The organism is Subtercola sp. RTI3 (genome assembly GCF_035018625.1).
Classification (GTDB): domain Bacteria; phylum Actinomycetota; class Actinomycetes; order Actinomycetales; family Microbacteriaceae; genus Subtercola; species Subtercola vilae.
Genome location: NZ_JASJXO010000002.1, coordinates 1 through 23,647, shown reverse-complemented (window position 1 = coordinate 23,647; position 23,647 = coordinate 1). Strand labels below are relative to the sequence as shown.

Annotated in this window: 22 protein-coding genes; 10 read left to right on the top strand and 12 right to left on the bottom strand. The window is 66.8% G+C overall.

Annotation, left to right across the window (positions count from 1 at the left end; all coding sequences use genetic code 11):
* Position 1: 1 nt before the first annotated feature.
* The 9 genes from QN358_RS01540 to QN358_RS01500 all read right to left on the bottom strand — a co-directional run bounded on the left by QN358_RS01540 (position 2) and on the right by QN358_RS01500 (position 9,190).
* Entirely contained in the window at positions 2 to 1,597 is a 1,596-nt protein-coding gene (locus tag QN358_RS01540) for an aldehyde dehydrogenase family protein (protein WP_323511359.1), read from the bottom strand.
* A 2-nt stretch (positions 1,598 to 1,599) separates the two neighbouring features.
* Entirely contained in the window at positions 1,600 to 2,499 is a 900-nt protein-coding gene (locus tag QN358_RS01535; protein ID WP_323511357.1) for a hypothetical protein, read from the bottom strand.
* Positions 2,496 to 3,380 (bottom strand): SDR family oxidoreductase, encoded by an 885-nt coding sequence (locus tag QN358_RS01530; protein ID WP_323511355.1) that lies wholly within the window; start codon positions 3,378 to 3,380, stop codon positions 2,496 to 2,498. The genes QN358_RS01535 and QN358_RS01530 overlap by 4 nt, the downstream gene beginning before the upstream one ends.
* Complete coding sequence (locus QN358_RS01525; protein ID WP_136640319.1) at positions 3,377 to 4,207, bottom strand: IclR family transcriptional regulator; 831 nt, start codon at positions 4,205 to 4,207, stop codon at positions 3,377 to 3,379. The genes QN358_RS01530 and QN358_RS01525 overlap by 4 nt, the downstream gene beginning before the upstream one ends.
* 9 nt (positions 4,208 to 4,216) lie before the next feature.
* Positions 4,217 to 5,146 carry a carbohydrate ABC transporter permease gene (locus tag QN358_RS01520; protein ID WP_323511352.1) on the bottom strand — a complete coding sequence of 310 codons (930 nt, stop codon included), beginning with the start codon at positions 5,144 to 5,146 and terminating at the stop codon, positions 4,217 to 4,219.
* Entirely contained in the window at positions 5,139 to 6,104 is a 966-nt protein-coding gene (locus QN358_RS01515; RefSeq protein WP_136640323.1) for a carbohydrate ABC transporter permease, read from the bottom strand. The genes QN358_RS01520 and QN358_RS01515 overlap by 8 nt, the downstream gene beginning before the upstream one ends.
* A gap of 10 nt (positions 6,105 to 6,114) precedes the next feature.
* A complete protein-coding gene (locus QN358_RS01510; RefSeq protein WP_136640325.1) occupies positions 6,115 to 7,404 on the bottom strand; it encodes an ABC transporter substrate-binding protein in 1,290 nt (429 codons plus the stop codon).
* A 55-nt stretch (positions 7,405 to 7,459) separates the two neighbouring features.
* A complete protein-coding gene (locus QN358_RS01505) occupies positions 7,460 to 8,599 on the bottom strand; it encodes a Gfo/Idh/MocA family oxidoreductase (RefSeq protein ID WP_323511350.1) in 1,140 nt (379 codons plus the stop codon).
* A 66-nt stretch (positions 8,600 to 8,665) separates the two neighbouring features.
* Positions 8,666 to 9,190: a GNAT family N-acetyltransferase gene (locus QN358_RS01500; protein ID WP_323511348.1), complete on the bottom strand. Its 525-nt coding sequence runs from the start codon at positions 9,188 to 9,190 to the stop codon at positions 8,666 to 8,668.
* 175 nt (positions 9,191 to 9,365) lie between these two features.
* Between QN358_RS01500 and QN358_RS01495 the strand changes: the two genes are divergently transcribed.
* Together QN358_RS01495 and QN358_RS01490 are read left to right on the top strand one after the other, a co-directional pair.
* On the top strand, positions 9,366 to 10,808 hold the full coding sequence (locus tag QN358_RS01495; RefSeq protein WP_323511347.1) for a hypothetical protein: 1,443 nt from the start codon (positions 9,366 to 9,368) through the stop codon (positions 10,806 to 10,808).
* The gene (locus tag QN358_RS01490) at positions 10,805 to 12,538 is read left to right on the top strand and encodes a dihydroxy-acid dehydratase (RefSeq protein WP_323511345.1); all 1,734 of its coding nucleotides are present in this window, start codon (positions 10,805 to 10,807) and stop codon (positions 12,536 to 12,538) included. Before QN358_RS01495 ends, QN358_RS01490 begins: the two co-directional genes overlap by 4 nt.
* A 21-nt stretch (positions 12,539 to 12,559) precedes the next feature.
* Here QN358_RS01490 and QN358_RS01485 read toward each other — a convergent pair whose 3' ends face one another.
* Positions 12,560 to 13,141 (bottom strand): TetR/AcrR family transcriptional regulator, encoded by a 582-nt coding sequence (locus QN358_RS01485; protein ID WP_323511452.1) that lies wholly within the window; start codon positions 13,139 to 13,141, stop codon positions 12,560 to 12,562.
* Positions 13,142 to 13,228: 87 nt separating this feature from the next.
* Here QN358_RS01485 and QN358_RS01480 point away from each other — a divergent pair, with 87 nt between their 5' ends.
* The 5 genes from QN358_RS01480 (at position 13,229) to QN358_RS01460 (ending at position 17,928) form a co-directional block, all read left to right on the top strand.
* Complete coding sequence (locus QN358_RS01480; RefSeq protein ID WP_323511343.1) at positions 13,229 to 14,236, top strand: SDR family NAD(P)-dependent oxidoreductase; 1,008 nt, start codon at positions 13,229 to 13,231, stop codon at positions 14,234 to 14,236.
* Positions 14,237 to 14,320: 84 nt separating this feature from the next.
* Positions 14,321 to 15,955 (top strand): DHA2 family efflux MFS transporter permease subunit, encoded by a 1,635-nt coding sequence (locus QN358_RS01475; protein WP_323511341.1) that lies wholly within the window; start codon positions 14,321 to 14,323, stop codon positions 15,953 to 15,955.
* Positions 15,952 to 16,518: a MarR family winged helix-turn-helix transcriptional regulator gene (locus tag QN358_RS01470; RefSeq protein WP_201799191.1), complete on the top strand. Its 567-nt coding sequence runs from the start codon at positions 15,952 to 15,954 to the stop codon at positions 16,516 to 16,518. The genes QN358_RS01475 and QN358_RS01470 overlap by 4 nt, the downstream gene beginning before the upstream one ends.
* 148 nt (positions 16,519 to 16,666) lie before the next feature.
* Positions 16,667 to 17,575: an NADP-dependent oxidoreductase gene (locus QN358_RS01465; RefSeq protein ID WP_323511339.1), complete on the top strand. Its 909-nt coding sequence runs from the start codon at positions 16,667 to 16,669 to the stop codon at positions 17,573 to 17,575.
* Between the two features lie 74 nt (positions 17,576 to 17,649).
* Entirely contained in the window at positions 17,650 to 17,928 is a 279-nt protein-coding gene (locus QN358_RS01460) for a hypothetical protein (RefSeq protein WP_162501125.1), read from the top strand.
* Here QN358_RS01460 and QN358_RS01455 read toward each other — a convergent pair.
* A complete protein-coding gene (locus QN358_RS01455; RefSeq protein ID WP_323511337.1) occupies positions 17,874 to 19,136 on the bottom strand; it encodes a hypothetical protein in 1,263 nt (420 codons plus the stop codon). The two genes, QN358_RS01460 and QN358_RS01455, sit on opposite strands and share 55 nt — an antisense overlap.
* A gap of 113 nt (positions 19,137 to 19,249) precedes the next feature.
* Between QN358_RS01455 and QN358_RS01450 the strand changes: the two genes are divergently transcribed.
* On the top strand, positions 19,250 to 19,801 hold the full coding sequence (locus tag QN358_RS01450; protein ID WP_136640335.1) for a cysteine hydrolase family protein: 552 nt from the start codon (positions 19,250 to 19,252) through the stop codon (positions 19,799 to 19,801).
* A 67-nt stretch (positions 19,802 to 19,868) separates the two neighbouring features.
* Here the strand turns inward: QN358_RS01450 and QN358_RS01445 are convergent, their stop codons facing one another.
* Complete coding sequence (locus tag QN358_RS01445; protein WP_323511334.1) at positions 19,869 to 21,512, bottom strand: PLP-dependent aminotransferase family protein; 1,644 nt, start codon at positions 21,510 to 21,512, stop codon at positions 19,869 to 19,871.
* Between the two features lie 158 nt (positions 21,513 to 21,670).
* Here QN358_RS01445 and QN358_RS01440 point away from each other — a divergent pair, with 158 nt between their 5' ends.
* Both QN358_RS01440 and QN358_RS01435 read left to right on the top strand, forming a co-directional pair.
* Complete coding sequence (locus QN358_RS01440) at positions 21,671 to 22,117, top strand: hypothetical protein (protein ID WP_323511332.1); 447 nt, start codon at positions 21,671 to 21,673, stop codon at positions 22,115 to 22,117.
* Between the two features lie 35 nt (positions 22,118 to 22,152).
* Positions 22,153 to 23,103, top strand: coding sequence for a PhzF family phenazine biosynthesis protein (locus tag QN358_RS01435; RefSeq protein WP_323511330.1), 951 nt, complete (start codon positions 22,153 to 22,155; stop codon positions 23,101 to 23,103).
* Positions 23,104 to 23,647 lie beyond the last annotated feature (544 nt).

Here is a 23,647-nt window from a genome sequence, read left to right as displayed (position 1 = left end):
CTCAGTTCCACGACAGAGCCCGCTCGCGCAGGTCGTCTGGCAGGTCTTGGTACGTCACCGGCCGAAGAAAACGGTCTATGGCTCTGACGCCGACAGACGTCGTTGCCGGTGAGCTGGTGGCGGGAAACGGGCCGCCGTGGGTGGTCGCCCGCCCGACACGCACGCCCGTGGGAAACCCGCCGAACAGCACCCGGCCCGCTCGCAGCCGCAGCCGCCGAAGCAGCGCGCTCGCCGAGCCAGCCTCGGCCGGGGCCGCGTGGATCGTCGCTGTGAGGCCACCGGGGATCACCTGGGCGACCTCGATGAGATCGTCAACGCTCTCGCAGTACACCACGACCACCGCGGGGCCGAAGAGCTCGTCGGTGATCGAGGGGTCTTCTCGAAGCACCCCGCTTGTCACGGTCGCGAGAAAGCTCGGCACCCGGTCGGCGGCTGCGGTGTCATCTGACGGGCCGCCCAGAATGACCTCGACCCATGGCAGGCCGCGAAGCCGGTCAACGCCAGCTCTCAAACCGGTGAGGATGTCCGGGGTCAGCAGTGGGGGGCTCGCGACGCCAGAAAGGGCCCGGCTGAGTTCAGACACAATCTGCCGGCCGGCTTCGTCGTCGACGATCACCAGCAGACCCGGTTTGGTGCAGAACTGCCCGCTTCCGCCCGTGATCGACTGCGCCAGCCCCGTGACGAAGGCTGAAGTGCCTGAAGTGGCTTCAGCCTTGGCGTCGTTCGCGAAAGCGGCCTCCGCAGCGGCCGCGGGGAGCAGGTAGAGCGCATTGATGCCGCCGAGTTCGGCGAACACCGGAATCGGCACAGGCCTTGCCGCGGCAGCAGCCACGAGGGCAAGGCCACCTCGGGTCGAGCCGGTGAAGGCGACCGCCGAGATACCGGCGGCTTCGACGAGGGCCAGGCCGATCGCCGTTTCTCTGCCGTGCAGCAGCGAGAACCAGCCCGCAGGCCAGCCGGCGTCGGCGAGCACCCGCGTGGCGATGGCGGCGAGAAGCTGGCTGGTTTCCGGATGCGCGGGGTGCCCCTTCGCGACGACCGGGCACCCCGCCGCCAGTGCTGCGGCCGTGTCGCCGCCGAGCACACCGAAGGCGAACGGAAAGTTGCTCGCGCCGAACACGGCGACCGGGCCGACGGGCACGTGCCCCAGGGCCAGCGCAGGCGCGAAGCCCTCTGCGCCCCGCGGGTCGCTCTCTGCCGCTACCCCGGAACGGCCCGCTGCCTCTGCCCCCAGCAGCCGTAACTGGCCGGTGGTTCGGCTCAGCTCTGAGTTGAGCCGCTCGGCACTGAGCCCTGTTTCGATGCCGGCAATCTCGACGAGTTCAGGGCGCCGCCCCTCGAGAGCATCCGCCAATTCTCTGACGAGGGCTTCTGGCCTGAGAGTCGACTCGGTTGTCTGCACGGCGAAGAACGCTTCGGAGGCGGCCCGGGCGGCGGTATCGGCCTCGCTCGTGGCCGCATCAGCAAAGGTGATAGCGAGGTCTGTGCCGCGGGTGACATCACGCCCGTGAAAAGTCGTGCCCGGTGCGGCGAGTGCCGGCCGCCCGGCGACGATCCCCGCGACAGGGATATCCGTCGCAAGAGAGCGGATGCCCATGGTCACAGGCTTCTGGGCAGGGCGAGATCGGCCTCGGCCCGGGTGAGCATTGCCAACCCGAGTGAGGCGCGACGCACCCGCTCCCGCGCCGTCGCTTCGAGCACTCCCGCGAGGTGTCCTCCGCTGGGGTACAGGCTGGGTGAATTGCGCACCGCGAACTTGAGGTGCACGGGAGCCGCGACCCGCACGATCTCGGGAATCTCGTAGTAGCGAATCACTCCACCGAAATCGTCAGACGATTCGATGTAGAGGTCGAGAGGAATCGAAACCGCCGCGCGAATTGCGGAGAGCGTGGGCAGGCTCAAGTCGACGGCGACGTTCAGTGTTGACGCTCCCAGATCTTCGAGAAGCCGTGCGCCGGCCGGGTTCGAGACCGGCAGAGAGGCCGAGACCTTCAGAACGAGATCGCTCGGCAGATCGCCCTGCGCCTTGAGCTTGCCGAGTACGGCGAGCTGGCCGAGGTCGGAGACGAGCACCGACCGAAGGCCCAGGGCGCAGCCGCGAACGACTTCTTCGATGCCGTAGGCCAGTTGGTCAGCTCCGCGCAGCGATCCGAACAGAACGGCTCCGCCGGGGCTCGTTGCCTGGGCTCCGGTGTCCCAGCCCGCGCGCGGCCCGACAAACAGGCAGACCTCGATGTTGTGTACCCGACCGAGTTCGACCATCTGTTCGATCTCGGTGTCGGTGAGCATCCAGATGCCGCTGCCCTGGCTCACTCGGTGCACGGGTACGCCCCGAAGGGCTGCTTCGTCGATGACCGCTTCCATCGCGGCCGGCCCTTCGACAGAGGGGATCTCGATGTGAAAGGCTCCTCCGTCGGCGAACCGGCGTGTGCTGGTGGGCAGCGAGTAGTCGTCACCGCTGGGCAGTCCCAACGAGGCCAGATAGTGTTGCGCTTTCATTGAGAAGACTCCTTCGTGGTTGTGCTGCGTTGTGGATCTGCGGGCCTGTTGCGCCCGGAATCGTCGATGCGATCGGCAAAGGGCTGCATGAACTGCAGGCGGGGAACCTGGTTTGCGAGCACCCCGCCGTCGACGACAAGAGAGTGCCCGTTCACGTACGAGCCCGCAGCGGAGGCGAGAAACAGCACGGGGCCGACCATCTCATCGGGCCGCGCGAAGCGGTTCTCGAGGGGAATGTGCTGCTGGTAGTACGGAGTGAACTTCTCCCAGTCGAGCGCAAAGTCGCTCGCCAGCCCGGTGTCGACGATGCCGGGGCACACGGTGTTGACGGTGATGCCGTGAGGCCCGAGCTCGACCGCGAGGCTCCGCGCGAGCAGCTCGAGGCCGCCCTTGGCCGCGTTGTAGTGCGCCAGCCCGGGTTCTGCCTGCAGGCCGTTCTTCGACGAGATCATGATGATCCGGCCCTGCACCCTGTCGTGGATCATTCTCTCGGCGACACGTTGACTGATGAGAAACGGCGCGTCGAGATCGACCGACATCGTGGCTCGCCACGCGGCGTAGTCGATGCGGTTGAAGTGGTCCATGGTGGCGTAGCCCGCGTTGTTGACAAGAACGTCGAGCGGCCCGTCTGCCCAGACGCTGTCGACGAAGTCGGTGAGTGTCTCGGCCTCTGAAAGGTCGTGAAAGTACCAGCGCACGTCGCGCGTTGTGACGGCCAGGGCTGCTGAGAACTCGGCACTCGGCGTGACGCCGGGCCGTTCGGCGAGCGCAAGATCGGCGCCGGCCCGGGCGAGACCGAGGGCGAGCGCGCGGCCGATGCCACCCGCGGCGCCCGTGAGCAGCACGCGCCGGCCGGTCAGATCGAACAGATCGGGCGTCATTTCAGAGAACCCATGCGCTGTGAGATGGCTTCGGCCGTCGCCATCACCAGCTCGCCGACCCTCATCACGCGATCGGCCGAAAGGCTCACCTTCAGCCCCGTCACACTGATGCCGCCGGCACAGGCGTTGGTGTGATCGATGAGCGGTGCGCCGATGCAGATCACCCCTTCGGCGTCTTCTTCGTCGTCGACCGAGAAACCGCGTTCCCGCACCTTTCTGATGTCGTCGAGCAGGGCGTCGATCGACGTGATGGTGTAGTCGGTGTGACGAGGGAGACCGGTCTGTTCGGCAAGCTCGATCACTTCGGCATCGGTGCACTGCCCGAGGATGGCCTTGCCGATGCCCGTGCAGTGCAGGCGTTCACGCCCGCCCATGTTCAGATCGAACCGAACCGAGGCGGGCCCGTCGACCTGGCCCAGAACGACGGCAATGCCCTGCGACATCGTCGCCACCCGCGATGACAGCTTCGTCATCTTCGTGAGGCGCTCGAGGTGCGGCATAGCCGAGTCGAGCATCGACACCCGGCTGACGGCGCGGTGCCCGAGCCGCGCGAGACCGAGGCCCAGTTCGTAGCGGCGCTGAAATCCTTCGCCCGCCGAGCTGACGAGGTTTCGCTCCTCCAGGGTCTGCAGGATGGCGAAGGCGGTGCTCTTCGATGCGCCGAGAGCGCGGGCCACGTCGCTCACCCCCATCGAGGTCTCGGCCGCTGCGAGTATTTCGAGTGCATCGATTGCGCGCGAAATACTGCGCAGCGTGTATCGGCCCGCGGTGGCGTCTGCGATCTGGCGTACTTTGTCGGAATCGTGCCCGACGGTTTCGATAGTCATCGAATTCCCCTATTTTCCTGTTCCGGCGGTCAGGCCGACGGCGATTTGTCGCTGGAAAATCACATAGACGATGATGCAGGGGATAGCGCTGAGCAGCGACCCGGCCATGACCTGGCTGACGTCGAACGTGCGGGTATCCTGCGCACCGGCCATTACCACGCTGAGAGTACGCGATCCCGGCGTGGGAAGGAACAGCAGGGCGATGAGCAAGTCGTTCCAGACGCCGATGAACGCCAGCACTCCCACGGTGACCATCGCTGGTCTGGCCAGCGGCAGGAAGATGCTCCAGAACACCCGCGGGTACGAGGCGCCGTCGATGATGGCCGCCTCGACGAGTTCGTCGGGTATCGCGCGAAAGAAGTTCGTGAGGATGAACGTCGCGAACGGTATCTGCGTGACCCCGTAGAGCACGCCGACAGCAGGAATGTTGCCGATCAACCCCAGGTGGCTGAAGTTGAAGTACTCCGTGATGATGAACGTCTGGCCGGGCACCAGCATGAGCACGATGATCGTCGCCATGATCGGCTGCGAACCCGTGAAGCTCAGCTTTGCAAATCCGAAGGCGGCGAGGGTGGCGATCGAGAGAATCACCAGAATGGCGATGACGCTCACCTGCAGCGAGATCAGACCGGCCTGCGGCAGCTTGCCGTTCAGCACGGCTGCCCAGGCATCGAAGGTCACGGCATTCGTGCCGTCTTGTTTCGTGAGTGACTTGAAGACCATGAACACGAGCGGGGCGATCGTGCCGGCAGCGAGCCCCACGAGAACAATGCGTGTCAGCCCGGTGGAGAACAGCGCGCTGATTCTGTCACCGATGCGCCGGCCCCCTGTGCGGTGAGCTGTAGACGACGATCGGGGCGGCGCCACTCGGGGTTGGGTGGCAGACAGCGGCACATCGTTCGACGTGTCGGTTTCGATGGTGCTGTTTCGATCAGTCATCGTCGGCTTTCACTCCGGCGCGCAAGCGCACTACGGCGAATACAAGGGAGATAAGGAACAACAGGATGCCGAACGCGGCCCCCTGGGAGAAGTGACCGAGGCTGAACGATCGGGTGTACAGCGCGTACTCGAGCGTCGTTGTCGATACTCCGGGGCCCCCTGAGGTCATCGTGTAGATGAGGGCGAAGATCGAAGTGATCGCGGCCGCCATCGTGAGAATCAGACACAACTCCACATATCGGCGAACCTGCGGAATCACGATGTTGAAGAACATCTTGACCCCGTGCGCTCCGTCGAGCCTCGCCGCCTCGGTGATCGAGGCATCCGCCGTTGTCATGCCGGTGAAGAGCAGAACGACGTTGATGCCGAAGTACGACCAGTTGAAGACCAGAATGATGCTGATCAGCGCAGACGTCTCGCCGCCCAGCCAGTCCTGGCTGAACATGCCGAGCCCGACGCTCGAGAGCAGGCCGTTGATCGGCCCGCGACCCGAGAGCAGGTAGGCGAAGGTGATGCCGATCACCACCCATGAGAGGGCGATGGGCAAGAAGTAGATGCCGCGAAACCACGCGCGGCCCCAGAGGTTGTTGGCCAGCAGGTTTGCGACAATCACCGAAAGGGCAACACCGAACGGCACCGAGAGCACCACGCACACGCTGTTCAACGCGATGCGGGCGAAATCGGGAGACAAGAAGATGCCGTTGATGTAGTTGTCGAGGCCCACCCAGGTGGCGCTTCGACCGTTCCAGTTCGTGAAGCTGTAATACAGGCCCTGGATGCTCGGCACGATGATCAGCAGCGAAACGAGCACAACGGCCGGCAGTACGAACAACCGCCCCCAGTACTGGCGTTGGCGGATTACGGTTTGTCTCTTCTGTGAAGCACGAGGAGGCCCGGCAGGCGACCTCCGCCATGCCACAGCTTTCTCGGCCGGTGCACGGCGGAGGTCGACAGTCATGACCGGGTTCCTACTTTCCTGAGAGGTTGTAGGTGACGCGATCGCTCGAACTGACTGCCGCGGTGGCCTGATCGACCTTGTTCAGCGCATCTGCCGCCGAAAGCTGGCCGGCCATCACTTGGTTGAGCGACGAACGGAGCGCTGTCGTGACGGATGCGTCTAGGAAGTTGTCCATCATCGGCATCACCTTCCACTTCTGGCTCACCGAGTTCGCGAGGATCTCCTGGTTCACGGCGCTGTCTGTGTTGATACCGGTGCGTGCGGGAACACCGCCGGCGTCAGCGATGATCTGCTGGCCTGCCTGTGAGATCGCGTACGCGGCGAAGGCCGCTGCCGTGGTTGTGTTCTTGGAGTCTTTCGACACCGAGAGGCCCGAATCCTGAAGCCGCACGAGAACATCCATCGGGCTGTCGCTGAAGGGGGTGGGGGCCGCGTGCACGTTCGTGCCAAGCCCGTCTGTCGCCCAGCTCGCATCCCAGCTGCCGGTCATGTACATAGCCGTTTTGCCCGCGAGGAAATCGGTGCGCACGTCACGCCAGGTGAGCACGTCGGGGTTGGTGTACCCCTTCGTCTGCAGTGCCCCCCACTTGGTCACCTGGTCGACCAGCGCGGGAGTGTCGTACTTCTGGCTGCCGTCGATGAGCCCGTCCCAGCCCGAGAGCCCGATGCTGGCCCCCGACATGTAGCTGAAGTCCTGGTAGGCATCGAAGCCGCCGGCGCCCGTGTCGCTGCCGTAGCCGATACAGAGAAAACCCGCTGCCGTGATCTTCTTGCAGGCGTCGTCGACTTCGGCCCAGTCGGTGGGAAACTTCGTGACACCGGCCTTGTCGAGCACGGCCTGGTTGTAGAGCGTGTAGTACATGTTGCTCACGAGCGGCACGCCGTACACGGGGTTGTCGAGGTTCGACTTCTCAGCGAAGTACTGCCCCTGAACGGCTTCGAACTCCGAGCGGGGGATCGATTTGCTCAGGTCGAGCGAGTAGTCGGAGAACTGGTGCTGGTAGCCGCCCGGGAACATCTGAAAGATGTCGGGCCCCTGGCCTGACGTCAGCGCAGCACGAAGAAGAGCGAAGTACTGGTCTCCCGGCTCCTCGATCACGTTGACGGTTGTTCCCGCATTGGCTGCCTCGAAGCCCGCGATGAGTTTCGTCATGCTGGGCTGCACTTTGCCGTAGCTCCAGAGCGTGACTTCTCCGGCGACGGTGCCTGAGTTCGCTGTTGGCTCCGAGGAGCAACCGGCGAAAACCAGAGTGGAAACGGCGAGCACTGCTGCGGCCGCGCCGATTCTGAAGGTCTTCATTGTGGTTCCTTTCGTTGGTGTTCAGGATGATCGTTGGTACAGATGTGGGGCTGCTTCAGGCCAGCGGGGCTTCCCTCGACGGCTCGACGCCGATGCCTCCGGTGAAGAAGCGGGGATTCGGCACGTGCACCCATGCTCCGTTCTGTGCGATCGACAGCTCGGAGAGAATGCCGGGCAGCGTCATGTCGAGCGCGGCGTAGACGTCGATCTCCGGTGTGGTGCCGGTGAGGATCGATTCGATGAAGTCGCGCACCGGCCAGGCATCCGAACCCCAGTGGGTGTCTTTCGAACCGGGTTGGTTGTACCGGCTCGGCAGATAGAGGTCGGCGAACTTCTCCAGCGGCTCCCACACCCCGTCGGGTGAACGCCCGTTGAGATAGACGACGGCCTCGGAGTTGACCGTTCTGGCCGCTTCGTAAGCGCCCTCGGTGCCCTGGATGGCGTAGTAGGCGTAGAGCTCCGGGCGGTTCGACAGCAGGTCGAAGCGAAGGCGCAGCAGTCGGCCCTTGAGGGTGCGCGCGAGAAGGATGGTCGTGTCTTGCAGTTCGTGTTCCGGGTCGGTGTGCCGACCGGTTCCCACGCAACTGACCGAGACGACACGGTCACCGAACCACTGCAGCAGGGGCCCGAGGCTGTGGGTGGGGTAGGTGATACCGTCGCGCCCGACCTGCCAGTAGTAACGCCAGGTGCGCTCGCCTGTCGCCGCGGTGTGCCAGGTCTTCATCTCGTGCAGGTACTCGCCCTCGCCGTAGTACAGGTCGCCGAAGGCTCCTTCGCGCACCATTTCGCGAACGATCAGGTTCTCGCGAATGTAGCCGTAGTTCTCCGACATCATGTACTGGGCGTTCGACTCGCGTACTGCCGTGACGAGGGCATTGGCCTGCTCGAGGCTCACGGCGGCCGGCACCTCGCTCAGCACGTGGATGTCGCGGGCGAGCGCGGCCAGTGCCTGAGGGGTGTGGTGTTGCTGCGGTGACGCGAGGATGACGAGGTCGACGTGGTCGAGCAGCTCGTCGAAACTCCCGCACACGAACTCGACCTCGTTGGTCGCGGCGAACGATTCGCGGGCAGAGGCAATGGGGTCGTAGACGGCGACAAGTTCGGCGCGATCACTCTCGGCGCGCAGACCTGAGATGAAGCCGCCACCGCGAACTGCTCCGGCGATGCCGACTCTCAGTTTGGGCTGTGATGCCACAGTGGATGTTCCTTTCGTGAGGGGGTACGAAGCGGGGCTGACACGAAGGCGTGCCAGCGAGGTGCGTCAGTGCTTCGTGCCGAAGAGGGTGGGAAACAGGGCCGACCAGGCGTGCTGCTCGAGCTCGCTGCGGTAGGTCGGCACGAATCCGAGGCGGAGGTAGGTGACCACGGCCGGCGCGCGAAAGTCGTCGGTCTCAAGAACGGTGCGGGTCAGGCCGCGCTCGAAGAAGCCCTGAACGCAGCGCGCCGTGAGTGCCGCGCCGATGCGTCGCCCTCTGGCGCGATCGAGTACACCGACGTAGTGCACGTAGCCGGCGCCCGGGTAGGCGTCGGGCATGACCCGTTCTGACGCGACGCCGAGAATGCCCTGCGCGTCTTCGGCCACCCAGGTGACGGGCACGTCGGTGGCTTCGGTGAGCTCGGCGCGAACCCGGGCGATGTCCCACGCCTCGGCGAAGCTTTCGGCGAGCGTTTCAGCGATCGCCGATTCGTCTGCCTTCGTAGCAGGGCGCAGGGTGATGCCGTCGCTGAGGGGCACCGGGGTGACGAGGTCGAGCGGCCCCGGGTGGGTCATGAACAGCTGCGTCATCGGTGCCTCTCTGCGGTGAGCCAGGGCTCGATGCCCGGTCGGTTGAGTGTATGAAGGCGTTTCTGAAAAAACAACACCGTTCGTTTCAGCCGAACAAATTGGGCACGTTGGCCCCTTTCGTTCCGCCTTCACGAACATGTTTCGTCAATTTGACCGCTTCGTCTAGGGTTTCACTGTGCCGACGCCGACCTTCTCTCCGACTGCAGCCCCGCCCAGCTACGCCCTGCCCGGCTGGAGCGGAAAGATCGGCGTGGCCCGTGCCGACATCAGCGCGCCCGTCGGAATCCGCATGCGCAATTGGGGCTATGGCGACGCCGATCTGAGCACGGGCGTGCACGGCGCGCTCACCCTGACGGCCCTCGCGCTGGAGTCGACCGACGCGGAGAATGCGGCAACGCCCGCGGCCCGGCGCTCCCTCGTGATCACCGCCGATCTCGGCTGGTGGCGCACCATCGAAGACGAGCAGCAGGTTCGGGGCGCGGTGCTCACTGCAACGGGGCTCGTGGCCGACCAGGTTCTTCTGCACCTCACCCACACCCACGCCGGGCCGTCGATCTGCCGCGAAGACGCGGATCTCGAGGGCGGCGCGCTCGTGCCCGGCTACCTCGACGACCTGGCGGCTGCGGCTGCGGATGCGGCCGTTCGGGCTGTCGGCGACCTCCAGCCCGCCGAACTGGTGTGGAGCACGGGCCAGCACACCCTCGCTGCGGTGCGTGATCTGCTGCACGACGGGCAGGCGCTGCTCGGCTTCGACCCCGACCAAGAACCCGACCAGACCCTCCTTGTGGGGCGCGCAAGCGGGGCTGATGGCAGGCTGCTGGCGACGATCGTCAACTACGCCTGCCACCCGACGACCCTCGGCTACGAGAACAGTCATCTCTCGGCCGACTTCGTGGGCCCGATGCGAACCGTCGTCGAGGCGGAGACCGCCGCGCCCTGCCTCTTTCTTCAGGGGGCGAGCGGCGAGCTGGGCCCACGGCAGCAGTACAGCGGCGACCTGCGCCTCGCCGATCGACATGGTGCATCACTCGGGCACGCCGTGCTCGGCGTGTTGCTCACCATGCCTACTCCCGGCAAAGGGCTCGTGCTGGGCGACGTCATTCAGTCGGGTGCGCCGCTCGCGATCTGGCAGCCGGTGCCCACCACATGGCAGCGCGCGTCGGCACGCGTGTATCGCGAGGTTCCCGTCGAGGTGAAGGTGCTGCCGCCCCTCGAGCAACTCGAACAGGAGTGGGCCGCTATCGACCCGCGGAGTCGGGCCGAACGCCTGCGCCGGGCTGTGCGCCTGCGGCGCACGTATGTCGACATGGATCACCCCGTGCATCCCCTCTGGGTGTGGCGGTTCGGCCAGGCGGTCTTCGTCGCTCATCCCGGCGAGGCGTACTCGGCGCTGCAGTCGACACTTCGTGCCCGGTTTCCGTCGGCGACGATCGTCGTCATGAACCTGACCAATGGCCCCGGCTGGGTGTATCTGCCGCCCGAAGGCGCCTATCGCGAAGACCGCTACCAGGCGTGGCAGACCGTGGTCGCCGCGGGGTCACTCGAACGGCTCATCGCCGCCGCGAGTGACACCATCTCGAGCCTCGGATTCGTGGCGGGCGAAACGGATGCGTCATGAACACTCTTCGATCGAGTGCCTGGTTCGATGGCGACGATGAGGTCGCGCTCGCCCATCGCGTCGCCGTGCGAATGGGCGGCGGCGAGATCGAACAGGGTGTGCGTCGTCCGATCGTCGCCGTGATCGACACCAGCAGCGACGCGAACCCCTGCAATCTGCCGTTGCGCGAACTCGCCGAGCACGTTCGGCGAGGCGTGACAGACGCGGGTGGCACGGCGATGGTCATGCCGGCGATGTCGCTCGGCGAAGACCTCATGAAGCCGAGCGCGATGCTCTATCGCAACCTGCTCTCGATGGAGGTCGAAGAGCTGCTGCGCGCCAACCCCATCGACGGCGTGGTCTTGCTCACCAACTGCGACAAGACGACCCCCGGCGCCCTGATGGGCGCCATCAGTGCAGATCTGCCGACCATCCAGATCGTGGGCGGCAACCGCCCGGCACCCGTCTTCGATGGCCGGGAGATCGGCACCGGCACCGACCTCTGGCGCGAGATGGATCGCTACCGCAGCGGCGAGATCGACAACGCGGAGTGGCGTCGATTCGAGGCGTGTTATGCCTGCGGCAGCGGCTCGTGCAACACGGCCGGCACCGCTTCGTCGATGGCCATGGTGGTCGAGGCGCTCGGCTTCACCCTGCCCGGTGCGGCGACAGTGCAGGCGAGCCAGGATCCGAGCCGGGAGCTCTCGTACCAGTCAGGCCGACGCATCATCGGCATGATCGAAGAAGCCCTCACACCCTCACGGATTCTCACGCCCGCATCGTTTCGCAATGCCGCGCGCATTCTGCAGTCGGTGGGTGGGTCGACGAACGCCGTCATTCACCTTGCCGCTCTCGCCGGGCGGGCCGGAATCGTCTTCGGGCCGAGCGATGTCTCGGCAGCGGGCGACGGCATCCCGGTCATCGCCGATGTTCAACCGTGTGGCAGTGGCCTCATGCGCGAACTCGATCGCGCCGGTGGCGTACCGTCTCTGGTCTTCGAGCTCGGAGACGCCATCGAGGCGGAGCCCCTCACGTGCACCGGTCACCCTCTGACGGCCTCGGCCCGGGCTCCCCTCGACGACAACCTGCGAACCAGGGCCATTCGAACGGTCTCCGACCCCGTCGTGGGCGGGCCCGCGATCCGTTCGGTTTCGGGTACCCTGGCGCCCGGCACCGCCGTTCTGAAGGCCGCTGCGTCTGACCCGCGCTTGTGGAAGCACCGGGGGCCTGCTCTGGTCTTCCACGGCTATGACGAGATGCGCGAGCGCACCCAAGATCTCGATCTCGATGTCACCGCAGACCACGTGCTCGTGCTGAGCGGCAGTGGGCCGGTGGGGGTGCCGGGCATGCCCGAGTGGGGCATGATTCCGATTCCCCGGCGGCTGCTCGAAGAGGGCGTCACCGACATGGTGCGCATCAGCGATGCGCGCATGAGCGGCACCAGCTTCGGTACCGTCTTTCTCCACGTCTCGCCCGAAGGTGCCGTCGGTGGCCCCATCTCACTCGTGCGTGACGGCGACATGATCACCGTCGATGTTGAGGCGGGAATCCTCGATCTCGACGTATCGGCCGAAGAACTCGATCGCCGCCGGCGGGAGTGGGTGGCACCCGTCTCTCAGCACGTGCGCGGCTGGCCGATGCTCTACCAGCAGCACGTCGAGCAGGCCGACCGCGGTGCCGACCTCGACTTTCTCACCGCCAGGGAGCCCGGGCAGCGCCGCCGCATCGAACCCGTCATCGGTCGCTCATGAAACTCGACGATTGAGCGGTCGTCAGCGGAGCACCACGCCGATGGCGACGGTCATGCGCGCGAGGTAGTCGTCGCGCGAGGCGGCCTGGTGTTTGATGCCGAGGGATGCGCTGATGAGGGTCTGCGCTACGGGTGCCGCTGCGCCGGCGCTGGCACGAGCGGCGATGGCGGCGGTCACCAGTTCTTCGAACCGGCGCGGTGCCGTCTCGACCACTGCGCCCAGCAGGTCGGGGTTGTCGGCGATGACCGCGCTGATGTCGGCGGTGAGGGGCCCCACGTACGAACCCGCCCACGTATCGAAAGCCCTGACCAGCCGCTCGTCGAGCGGGGTGGCCGTGTCGGCGAGAACACGTTCGATGGTCTCGAGGTCACGCAGCAGCGCCTGGGTTGCAGCCGCCCGGAACAGGGCCGGTTTCGAGTCGAAGAGAAAGTAGAGGCCGGGCCGGGAGATGCGCGCGGCGCGGGCCACTTCGTTCATCGAGGTCTTCTGATAGCCGAAGCGCGCGAACGTGAGTAGCGCAGACTCCAAGACGGCGGACCTACGGTCTGACTCGGTGGGCGCTGGGGGTGAGGGGGGTGATGCCGCTAATGCTGAGCCCGACACGGGTACTGCAGGCACTGAACTCATACCGACGATCATATGGCGGATCATTCAACTAGACAACTATGGCTTAGTGCGTATAGTGGATGCATGACGACACCCCGACTGATCACGACGAGATTCACCGCAGACAGCACCACCGATGACGTGCTGCGCGGAGTTGACCTTACGGGCCTGCGTGCCATCGTGACGGGAGCGTCGTCGGGGCTCGGGAGAGAGACCGCCCGGGCGCTCGCGGCGGCGGGGGCCGAGGTCACCCTGGCTGTGCGAAATCGGGCGGCCGGCGACGCGGCGGCCGACGCGATCGCACGATCGACCGGGCGCGCGCGGCCTCACGTGCGCCCCCTCGACCTCGCCGATCGGTCATCGATCGCTGCGTTCGTCGGGGCATGGGATGCCCCCCTGCACCTGCTCGTCAACAACGCTGGTCTCGTCACGAGCGGTCTCGAACGAACCCGTGAGGGCTGGGAGCTGCAACTCGCCACCAACCACCTGGGGCACTTCGCCCTCTCGGTCGGCCTCCACGATGCGCTGGCGGTGGGCGCTTCGGGCGCACCAAGGGCATCCGGGCGCCCGACCCCGGCGGGCCACCGCGGCGCCCGCATTGTCTCGCTCAGCTCGACCGCGCACATGCGCGCGAACGTCGATTTCGACGACCTGCACTTCGAGCGGCGCGACTACGATCCGCAGCTCGCATACGCCCAGTCGAAAACCGCGAACGCTCTGTTCGCCGTCGAGGCGACCCGATTGTGGGCCGCCGACGGAATTGTCGTGAACGCCGTCAACCCGGGCGGGGTGGCGACGGGGTTGCAGCGCAACTTCTCGGCCAGCCAGAAGTCGTCACTCGACGCAGCCGAGGCGGCGGGAGTCTTTGCATACAAGAGCATCGCGCAGGGTGCGGCGACCACCCTTGTCGCGGCGGTCGCGCCCGAGTTCGCGAGCACGGGCGGCCACTACCTCGACGACGCAGTCGAGGCGTACACCGTTGCCGACGACGCGCGTCTCGCCGAGCATCCACACGGCGTCAAGCAGTGGGCCCTCGACCCGGCGAACGCCGAACGCCTCTGGGCTGTTTCGCTCGGGCTGCTCGCCGGCTGAATCTCCCGTGCCACAACCCATCTCACGTTGTTTCGGTTTGACTACCGGCTTGACAACCGATAGTTACGTGTTCACAATTATTGTGTGTTTACAACTGTTTCGAAGTCACCCTCCCGCGCCGTGAAGCCCGGGCGCATGCCACGCAAACCGGCCCCGAAGGGGCTCATCCTCGCTATCTGCTGCATGAGCCTGTTCATCGTGTCGATGGATGCGACGGTCGTCAACGTCGCCCTCCCCGCCATCAGCCGCGACCTCAACGCGTCGATCAGCGACCTGCAGTGGATCGTCGACGGCTACACGCTCACGCTCGCCAGCTTTCTGCTGCTCTCCGGCTCGACCGCCGACAGGCTGGGCCGGCGGCGGGTGTTCCAGGTGGGGCTCGTTATCTTCAGCATCGGGTCGCTGCTCTGCAGTGTCGCGCCGAGTATCGGCTTTCTCATCTTCGCCCGCGTTCTGCAGGCGCTCGGCGGTTCGATGCTCAACCCCGTGGCCATGTCGATCATCACCAACACTTTCACCGAGAAGAAGGCGCGGGCCCGCGCGGTTGGCGTGTGGGGCGCGATCGTGGGTGTGTCGATGGCGTTCGGGCCGCTGGTGGGCGGCGCGCTCACCGAGACCGTGGGGTGGCGTTCGGTGTTCTGGGTGAATGTTCCGGTGGGGGTGGCGGCGATCATCCTGTGCGCCATCTTCGTGCCGGAGTCGCGAGCGACGAAGGCCCGCAAGCTCGACCCGATCGGCCAGCTGCTCGTGATCGTGGCGCTGGTGTCGCTCGTGTTCGGGCTCATCGAGGGCACCCGGCAGGGCTGGGGGTCGCCGCTCATCATCGGCCTGTTCGTGCTGAGCGCGGTGGCCGTGGTGCTGTTGCTGCGGCACGAGAGCCGCACGGCCCAGCCGTTCGTCGACCTGCGGTTCTTTCAGAGCGTTCCGTTCAGCTCGGCGACGATCATCGCCCTCTGCGCCTTCGCGGCGTACGGCGCGTTTCTGTTCATCAATGCGCTCTACCTGCAGGATGTTCGGGGCCTCAGTGCCTTCGAAACGGGTATCTACATGCTGCCCCTCGCCATCGCCACCCTGGTCTGTTCGCTCATTTCGGGGCGATTGGTAGGCCGGTTCGGAACCCGCCCCTCGCTGGTGATCGCCGGAACGCTGCTCGCCGCGAGTGCGGTCTCACTCACGTTTCTCACGGCCACGACGCCTGACGCGCAGCTGCTCGTGTCGTACGTTCTGTTCGGCCTCGGGTTCGGAATGGTCAATGCGCCCATCACCACCACCGCGGTTTCGGGCATGCCCCTCTCGCAGGCGGGCGTGGCCGCGGGGCTCGCCTCGACCAGTCGCCAGGTGGGCGTCTCCGTGGGTGTTGCGCTCGCCGGCACCGTGACCGGCGCGGGTGCGTCGGCGCTGATCGGGGCCGGCTTCGCCATTGCGACCCACGCCATGTGGTGGATCGTGGTGGGCTGCGGCCTGACCATCGCGGCGCTCGGAATCGCCTCGACCACGGCGTGGGCGCGCCAGACCACCGAGAAGATCGGCCATCTGCTGGCCGAGCCGGTGGCGACGGGCGCAGTGAAGGTCAGCGCGACGGCGCGGGGTGCTGTGCAGGCTGCCGCATCGCAGACCGACGCATCGCAGCCAACCTCGGTGCGGCCAGCCGCCGGGCAACCCGCCGCATCGCACACCGACGTGATCACCGCCGGCGAGGCACGCGGAGGCATCCAGTGAGCATCGCCGCCGACGAGGTGTGGGCGTCGCTGATGGCCCTCGCCACCCAGCACCTCGGCGAGTGGCGCCGCCAGGCCGCCGAGGAGGTGGGCCTGCCGTTCAGTCGAGTGCGGGTTCTGCGCCGCCTGGCCGACGGCCCGCTCACGTTGAAGGCGCTGGCCGATGTGGCGTCGATGGATGCCCCGGCCGCCACCGTCGCAGTGAACGACCTCGAGGCACACGGCCTTGTGGCACGGGTTGTCGACCCCGCCAACAGGCGGGCCAAAATCGTCGATCTCACACCCTCCGGTCGGGCAGCGCTCGGGCGCGTCGATCGGTTGCGCCCGCCGGCCCCGCCGGAGATCGCTGCGTTGGGCGACGACGACCTCGAAGCTCTGGCGGGCATCCTGTCGCGGGCCAGCAGGTTCGGGCGACCGGCGGCGGTTCGCCGCATGGGCATGGGCGTGGGCGTGGGCACGGGCATTGGCGCGGATACGGATACGGATACGGACGCGGATACGGACACCGGAACGAATACGCGCTCTGCCGCGCAGCCGGGTGACGTTGTGCGCCAGATGGGGTGACTTCGGGCGTCGTGAGCGCCAGACTGGGCTGGTTCGCCGCAGCGACGCGCTGAACGCGCCGATCTGGCAGAACGCAACGATCTGGCAGATCCAGCCAATCACGCAGAACGCACCAGATCGCACCGAGGCTCGTCGAGGAGAAGCGCAGATGAAGGCAATCACGTTCGGTTCGTATGGGGGCACCGAGGTTCTCGAGATCAGAGAGGTCGCCCGACCGGTCGCCGGGGTCGACGAGGTGCTGGTTCGTGTGCGGCTCGCGGCGGTGAACCCATACGACCTCAAACTGCGCTCCGGTGCGATGAGCGAGTTCGTGAAGACCACTTTTCCCGTCATCCCCGGTAGTGAGATGGCCGGAGTGGTCGAAGCGGTGGGCATCGCGGTCGAAGGGCTGAGCGTCGGTGACGAGGTGTTCGGCTGGGCGACGAGCGGCGGTTACGCCGAGTTCGCAACGGCCCGCGTGGTCGCCCTGAAGCCTTCTCGGCTGCACTGGGATGTGGCGGTGGCCCTTCCCGTGGCCGGCGAGACCGCGCTGCGCGCCCTCGGGCTGCTGAAGCTGACGCCCGGCGAGACCCTGGTCATCCACGGCGCCGCCGGCTCGGTGGGGGCCATCGCCGTTCAGCTCGCTGTGGCGCACGGCATCACCGTCATCGGTACCGGCAGTGCGCGAGATTCGGATGCCCTGCGTAAGCTCGGCGCTCACCCGGTGCTCTACGGCGACGGTGTCTTCGAGCGTATTGGCGAGCTTGCGCCCGACGGCGTCGATGCCGTTCTCGACACGGCCGGGCGAGGCGTTCTGCCGGGTTCGATCGAGCTCGTCGGAGGCCCCGAGCGCGTCGTGACCATCGCCGACCCGGCTGCGTACGGGCTCGGGGTGGTGTTCTCCTCAGGAGGTGCCCGCGACCAGACGTCGGGAATTCTCGCCGAGCTGGCCGCGCTTGCCGTGGCGGGCGAACTCACGGTGCCGCCTACCCGGCATTTCGCCTTCGACGACGTCGCGGCGGCTCAGGCGGCGGTCGCGGCAGGTGGCCAGCGCGGAAAAGTCGTGCTCGATGTGTGACGAAACGGGTGCGCCACTCGTCTTAGGGTGACGAGCCGAAGTGGGCTCGTTCGATGACGAAAGAGGGCAGACCTGTGTCAGACAGCAACGAGAAGCCGAACCTCGGTACCGACGGAACGATCCCCAACACCGACGATGGCCTGGCCGTGGGTCATGACCCCGAGGGTTCGCACTTCAACCCTGAAGAGGATGCGTCGGCCGGTGTCACACCAATGGCCGCGTCGCGCACGGGCGAAGGTTCGTACACCGACACCGAGGGTGACGATCGCGAAGACCGCCCGGCCGAGGCCGATGGCAGCTATACGGAGTCAGACGCTGAAGCGGGTTCGAGTTCGGGTCTCGTTTCCGAGTGAGGCGCTGACGACGGGGCTGGCGCTGACGACGGGGCTGGCGCTGGCGACGGGGCTGGTACTGACGGCTCGGCTGGCGGTTGCGATGGAAGCTGCAATTGCGACAGCGAGCGGCGCCAGCCCAATAGTGTCTTCCGCACTCGTCGCGGGATCGTGAGGGGCGACACCAGCCAAGCCACGACCGCCAGCACGAGCGCCAGCACGAGTACGGTGACGGTAGCGGCGCGCATCCCGCCGGTGGTGGCGTCGTAGACGACGGTTGCAACATCGTTCAGCGTGCTTGGCCCGGTGATGGTGTCAGACGGCACGAGTGAGCCGGGCGCGGGTGGCGCAGTGGCGGTGCCCGCCGAGCCGAGCGCCCCAGCGAACACACTGCGGCCGACCGCGAAGACGGCGAGCAGCGCGGCGCACGTCAGGGCCGTGCCGGCCGCTGCCCAGAGTGTCGCGATGCTCCGCCTCCGGGCGACGAGCACGCCGGCGACCAGGCAGGCGAGCGCCAGCCACGGCAGCCAGAGGCCCGCGGCCGCGGCGAGACCGCTGACGGCCAACACGGGTGGCAGCGACTGCGACGTGCCCACCACGAACGTCAGGTTGACGGTGGGCAACGCGGCCACGAACGTCAGGCCCTGCTCCACGAGGGCGGCTTTGGCTGCCTCGACGATGGGCCCGAGTTGGATGCCGATGGTTCCGTCGGCGCCGAACGCGAGGATGGCGGTGGTGCTGCCGGCCGCAGAGGAGACCAATTGTGCGTGCGTGGCCCGCAACGAGGTGGCCCACGCGTCGGCGAAGGTGTCGGATTCGACGAAGGCCGCGACGCGCGACTGCAGCAGCGAGCGGATTCCGGCGGCCGCGGGGCCCTTCAGGGCATCCAGAGCCTGGGTCGCAAGCTCGCTGGCTCCGAGCGAGGCAATGCCGTCGAAGGCATTCGAGGTGAGGGCGTCGATGTCGATGCGTTCGTTGATGGCGCTCACGGTCTGGTCGGTGACCAGCTTCTGCACCGAGGTGTCGTGTGCAAGCGGTGCGTACGCGGCCACGAACTGGTCGGTGTCGGTGAGGGCGACGCGCGCTGATGAGGCGACAATGGCGACCGGCGCGAGCAGTGCGCCCACGACGACGAGCACGGTCGCCACGAGCGTAAAGGCCCTTCTCGTTCTCGCCGCGCGCGCCACGCCCGCAGCGCCCATCACGACCGCTGCGCTTACTTCGGCCATTTCGCCCACCCCGATTGCCTGTCTCGGCCCATCTTAGGCGTGCGGCGAATGCGTGCCCGGCCTAAAATCGACGCACGAGCGGGCGGCGTCTGAAGCCCGGAATGGGGAACGACATGACGACGTTGGCAGACCGGCCGAACACCGCGCTGGTGGTGATCGACATGCAGGTCGGGGTGGTCGAGAGCGCTCTGAATCGCACCGAGGTGGTGGCGAACATTGCCGGCCTCGTGGAGCGGGCGCGCGAGCAGGCTGTGCCTGTGGTGTGGGTGCAGCACTCCAGTGACGAACTGGTGCAGGGCGCCGCGAACTGGCAGTACATCGCGGAGCTTCGGCGTCGCGAGGGCGAGGCGCTCGTGCAGAAGCTCTACGGCGATTCGTTCGAAGCCACCGATCTCGAGGAGGTGCTGGCCGCGGCGGGTGTCGGGCGTCTTGTTGTGACCGGCGCGCAGACCGATGCGTGCGTCAGGAGTACCCTGCACGGTGCGTTCGTGCGCGGGTACGACGTGACCCTCGTCGGCGACGCGCACACCACTGAAGACCTGAGCGAGTGGGGTGCGCCGCCGCCCGAGCAGGTCATTGCACACACGAACCTCTACTGGCAGTACCAGCGGGCGCCGGGGCGCTCGGCCGAGGTGGTCGAGGCGGCTTCGGTGCGGTTGGCCTGAGAGCCAGCCAGCCGGCGAGCAAGCCAGCCATCCAGCCGCTGAGTCGGCCAGCCAGCCGGCACCGCAGCTACACCATGTCGTAGACCGAGGGGTCAGGGGTGGCGGCGCGGGCGTCGAGGCTCAGCCAGGCGTGCTGCAGGGCATCCACAGCCCGTTCGGTCTCGGCGGGTGAGTAGCTGAGCGGAATCCGCATGAACCGCTCGAACGCACCGTCGAGCCCGAACCGCGGGCCCGCGTTCATGAGCACGCCGCGGGTGCGCACGCTGAGGGCGAGCTGCGAGCTCACGGGCCTGCCGAGGTTCACCCAGCTGCAGAGGCCGCCGTGCAGGTGCGGAACGCTCCACTCGGGCAGGCGCTCGGCCAGCAGGGCGTGCAGCGTGTCGCGGCCGAAGCGCAGCTGCTCTCGTCGCAGGGCCACGAGGGCCGTGGTCTGCGGAACGAGGCGTGTTGCGACCAGCTGCTCGAGAATCGGCGTGCCAACGTCGACCGATGCGCGGGCGATCAGCAGTCGCCTGATGAGGGGTCTGGATGCCCGCACCCACCCGATGCGCAGGCCTCCCCACATCGTTTTACTCGCCGACCCGAGCAGCACAACGTCACCGAGCGAAGCCAGGTTTGCGAACTCGCCTTCGCGGTCGATGTTGAGCTCGGCCGTGGTCTCGTCGGCGACGATCACCGTGCCGGAGCGTTCGGCCGCCTCGACCAGTCGATGGCGCATGTCGTTGCCCATGCTCTCGCCAGTCGGATTCTGAAAGTCGGGCATGAGGAAGGCCAGCGCGGGCGCCGTGCGCGCGAATGCCTGCAGCATCGCGTCTTCGTGCCAGCCTTCGCCGGCCGTCACCGCAACCGGCACCAGACGGGCGCCGGCCGCGACCAGTGCGTCGGCGGCGTGTGGATACGTCGGCGTCTCGACCACCACGCGGTCGCCGCGGCTCAGCAGGGTGCGGGCGATGAGGTTGAGGCCCTGCAGGGCTCCGCTCGTCACGAGGATCTCATCGGGGTGCGTCGGCAGCCCGCGCTCGGCGTAGCGGTCGGCGATGGCCTGGCGAAGCTGTTGCAGACCGAACGGTTCGAAGCCGGGGGTCGCGAGCTGAGCGGTGAGGTCGTCGAGCGAGGCGGCGAAGGCCTCGGCCACGCCGGCGATGGCGGGAAGAGCGGCCTGCGTGAAGTTGAGAAGGGAGGGGGTGGCGGGGATTTCGGAGGCGGTGCGATTGCGGGCGGTGTGATTGCCGGCGGTGCGATCGGGTGAAGAAATCGACCATCCGGTAGCAGACCACGCCGTAGCGAATTGCTCGGTTTCTGCGAATGCCGCGAATGCCGCCGATGGCGCCGATGGCACCGATGGCACCGAACCATACGAATCGGCTGACCCGTTGAGCGTCGACTGCGTGGGCGGGTCTTCGGGCCGACGCAGCCGGGTGGTGCCCGTGCTGCCGGGTGCCGGTTGTTGCGCGATGCTACCTGAGCCGCGCACACTGCGGAGGAATCCGGATGCCCGGAGCTCTGCGTAGGCGGCACCGATCGTGCTGCGGCTGAGGGTGAGACGGGCAGAGAGCTCCCGCTCGGCGGGTAGGCGGCTTCCCGCCGGGATGCGGCCGTCGAGCACCAGCAACCGGATGCGGTCGGCCAGTGAACTATATGTACTTGCCCCGGTCTTCCAGTCGCCAAGAAGCTGGTCGAGAGCTCGCGCAGAGAGATGAAGGGCCGTCACCCAACCAGTGTAAGCAGATTGGTCTGTTGACCTCAAGACCAATTAGCAATTGGATAGGTGCATGGCCCGTAATCGCAGGCCAATTGTCGCTCTCCGTGACAGATGGGGTAAATATCATGACGTTCTTGCTAGTTCTGGGCATAATTGGACTGATTGGTATGGCAGCCACCGTGCATGCTCTGCGAACCGACGGCTACCGCGCCATTCGCGCTCGCGACACCGCCGACGACCGCGCTCGTGCCGCTGACGCCGCTGAGCGCACCCGCGCCCTTGTCGCACCTCATTCCACCCGTACCCGGCCATCGACTTCCGCGGCCGTTGGTTCGACTTTCCCCACTCTGTCGCCCCGGTCAGTCCCAGCCGACAGTCTGGGGCAAGTCGACCTCACGGCGCCCGCGGCCACCGAACCGACTTTCCCCACTTCGTCGGATGAGCGGGACTGGGCCGACGGGGTGGGGAATGTCGATCGGGCGAGTTCGTGTGGGGTGGGTCCGTGGCGGCCAGCGGGAGTTGCCGCGCTCGAGGCAGAGGCCGCCTTCGGGCCCGCGCCCGCCGACACCGACGCACCTATGGGCGCACCCGCGCGAGCGGGAGAAAGCGCATGACGGTGCGGGGGAGTGGCGTTGCGCAGGAACCTCGGATGCGCGACTTCGTGCAGGTCGACGTGTTCTCGGGCACGCCGTATGGCGGAAATCCCGTGGCGGTCGTGATCGATGCGGACGGTGTCGACGATGTCGCCTTGGCCCGCTTCGCCAACTGGACCAACCTCTCTGAAACCACCTTTCTCCTCCCTCCCACACCCGAAGCCCGCGCGGCCGGCGCCGACTACCGGGTGCGCATCTTCACTCCCGATCGCGAGTTGCCCTTCGCCGGGCATCCGACCCTCGGAAGCGCCCACGCCTGGCTCGAAGCCGGCGGCGTACCCCAAAGTGCGGCGGAGGTCGTGCAGCAGTGCGAGGTGGGCCTGGTGCGTGTGCGTCGTGACGGCGGCGAAAGCGGCGACAGGCTCGCATTCGCGGCACCCCCGCTTCGGCGCGGAGGCCCCATTTCAGAGGGCGACCTCGAAGAGATGGTTCGCATTCTGGGCATCAACCCTGCTGATGTGGTTGCGGCCGAATGGGTCGACAATGGCCCCGGATGGCCGGGGTTGCTGCTCGCGTCGGCCGCCGCCGTACTCGCGGTCGAGCCGAATGCAGCCCTCTTCGGAGCTGGCGTGATCGGCCTCATTGGCCCGCACGCGACGTTCTCTCAGACAGTTGCGCCAGCAACCGGCTATGCGGCCGTCGTGTCGGTCGATGAATCAGCCGGTGCATCAGACGCCGACACTGAACCGATGTTCGAGGTGCGCGCATTCATCGGCGGAGCGAGCCCCTACGAAGACCCGGTCACGGGCAGCCTCAACGCGAGCCTTGCCCAGTGGATGATCGGCTCGGGTCGCGCTCCGAGACACTATATCGTGGCGCAGGGCACGCGCCTCGGCCGCGCGGGACGGGTGTTCATCGACGCCTCGGACCCTGCGGCAGGCGCCCCGGACGACGTTTGGGTCGGCGGACGCAGCACGACGTGCATCCGGGGCACAGTTCTGCTGTAGCGAGCGGCGCGGGCGGTCAGTCAGTGCGCCGCGGCGGTGGTCGTCAGGTTGTGTATGGTCGTGGTTGTCTGACCCATGGTGGTAATGGTGCGGTGGGGAGGGGGCCGCGTCGTCTGGATCTGATTTGGGAGCATGGTCTGGGGGTTTGTTCCCAGTCGATGCTCTTCGGTGGGATCAGCACCGGTACGCCGTTCTGCATGGCGAGTTTCCACTCAGAGGAATGCACATGTGTGTGGTGGAAGTGACACAGCAGTGCCCCGTTGTCGATGTCTGTACGCCCGGGTGCGTAGGTTTGGTGTTTCCAGTCGTCGACGTGGTGGCTTTCACACCACGACGGGCCTCGGTCGCAGCCCGGCCACACACACCCGCCATCCCGTGCGGCCATGGCGGCCCGTTGCGCGGTCGTGAACAGGCGTTTCGTTTTCCCGTGCTGGAGTACTTCCCCGTGGGTACCGAACACGGTGGTGGTGATGTCGGCGTGGCAGAGGATCTGTTCGACACTCGACATCGGGACCGGGTCAACAATCCCATCAACCCAACCAAC